Annotated in this window: 2 protein-coding genes; both read right to left on the bottom strand. The window is 53.5% G+C overall.

From position 1 onward, the window contains the following. Nucleotides 1-768, bottom strand: a 768-nt coding sequence (gene sctT / locus P0D80_RS49935; protein WP_408296080.1) for a type III secretion system export apparatus subunit SctT, incomplete at its 3' end; no start/stop codon positions are given. A gap of 2 nt (nucleotides 769-770) precedes the next feature. After that, the gene (sctS, locus tag P0D80_RS49930) at nucleotides 771-1,040 is read right to left on the bottom strand and encodes a type III secretion system export apparatus subunit SctS (RefSeq protein ID WP_408296078.1); all 270 of its coding nucleotides are present in this window, start codon (nucleotides 1,038-1,040) and stop codon (nucleotides 771-773) included. Nucleotides 1,041-1,729: the final 689 nt, after the last annotated feature.

The following is a 1,729-nucleotide window of genomic DNA, read 5'->3' as shown; positions in this document are numbered from 1 at the left end:
TGGCGTCAACAACCGCACAAGACCACCGTCGAAACGCTCGAACTGTGCAACGACAGCGGACAGCCCGAACTGCAGTCCAATTATGAGCATCAGTAGAGCGATCAGACTTTTGATCGGCATCGACAACGAAAACACGTTCAGTTGTTGCACAGAACGGTTGATCAGCCCCAAAGCTAGATCGACCAGGACCATCATTACCGTCGCCGGGACCGCAAACGTAAGCGCCAACGTATATAGAAGCTGCCACTCGCTCTTCAGGAAATGAACGAAGTGCGCGTCCCAATGCCAACCGCGTCCAACAACCAACGTCTGATAAGAGTCGTAGAGCGCCGAAAGAAAGGCATGAAACCCGCCTAGTGCGAGGTATAACACAGCCAGAACATGCGAGAAGAACGCTCCCAACGGAGACGACTGCGCGCCAAGCAACGGGTTGAGCACGCCGGCCATTGAAGCGCCGCGCAAAGTGTCCAACAGAAAGCCAGCTGCATCTACTGCGAAGAATGGGATCGCAGCAGAGAAGCCAAGCGTCAGACCGACGACGAACTCGCATCCCAAAAGCAGCAGGTAGTGCCCAGGAGATGCAATCGGATCTGGTAATTGCAACGCCGCCAGAAAGGGCAACCCTGGAAGGACCATCACTAGAACGAGCGAATTGCGAATCATCGCACCGCCGACAATTGAGGGGCCGAACAATGGCAGCAGCATTGCACCCATCGGCCGCATCATGGCAACGCCGAGAAGGGGCAACCAGCGAGTGAGTTCACCCATACCTATCTTCCCATCTGCGCGATAAGATCAAAGCACCGCTCGGTATAAATGAACAGGGCGTCTCCCGTCCAACGATAGGACACTGCAAGCGTCAGACAGGTTGCCACCAACTTGACCAAAAACGGAACTGTCTGGTCTTGTACCTGCGTTAGTGCTTGCACCAAACTAATCAGTATGCCGACCACCGATGCCACGAGGACCGTAGGCAAGGACAAGATCAGGACCAACCATAGCAGTTCGCTGGCCAGTTGAACAATTTGGACTTTTCCCATGATTCGGATGTGCTCACATTGTGTGCATTGGAGAGAATACTTCCAGGACAACTACTAAAGGGGTGTTAGCACGCCCGGTGCGACCCACCGTAGCCAGGTGGCATGGCGAGTGATACGGCATGAAGGTCCTGAACGAAATCCGGCAGGTAGCTGACGACAACCGCTAATAACGTGGTCGCCGCGAGCCCTTTGATCGACTAGACCGAATCACATACACATCATTAACCGGTAGTCGATGGCTTGATCTTCAAACTGCACGCTTTCTACCTTCGGGCAAACCAACCGCTCACCCACATGACTCTCTGTTTTAATCGACAATGCGCGCTTCCTAAGCATGGCACGGCCTATCGCTCGGACAGACATAATCGAAACGTTGCGAATATGAACTAACCAAAAGTAACCCCACGCTCAGCGCCAACAAGGCAACAAACATTTCGTCTCACCGCAGTTCACAGCAAACAGTTCGGGGTCCTGAGTAGACGCAGGAACCAATCGCAATGTCAATGCGATTGCTTTGACAAGAAGCGGTGCGACGAACAGTACAGGATATAGCGTAACACGACGACGCCAATCAACTGCACGCCTACTTTCCTGCCAAAGCCTTCTCCACGTTTCTCCGCACTCCAATGGCGTTAGCCCGCTGCCCCAACTCGCAGTTACCACGCAATCGTCCACAGTTCAACTAAGGA

Origin of the sequence: Paraburkholderia sp. RL17-373-BIF-A (assembly GCF_046030175.1) — a bacterium.
In the GTDB taxonomy this organism is placed as follows: Bacteria; Pseudomonadota; Gammaproteobacteria; order Burkholderiales; family Burkholderiaceae; genus Paraburkholderia.
This window is presented reverse-complemented; position numbering and strand designations above follow the sequence as displayed.

Excerpts from the sequence above, each read along its gene's own strand:
- sctS (WP_408296078.1), bottom strand. The coding sequence starts at position 1,040 with ATGGGAAAAGTCCAAATTGTTCAACTGGCCAGCGAACTGCTATGGTTG.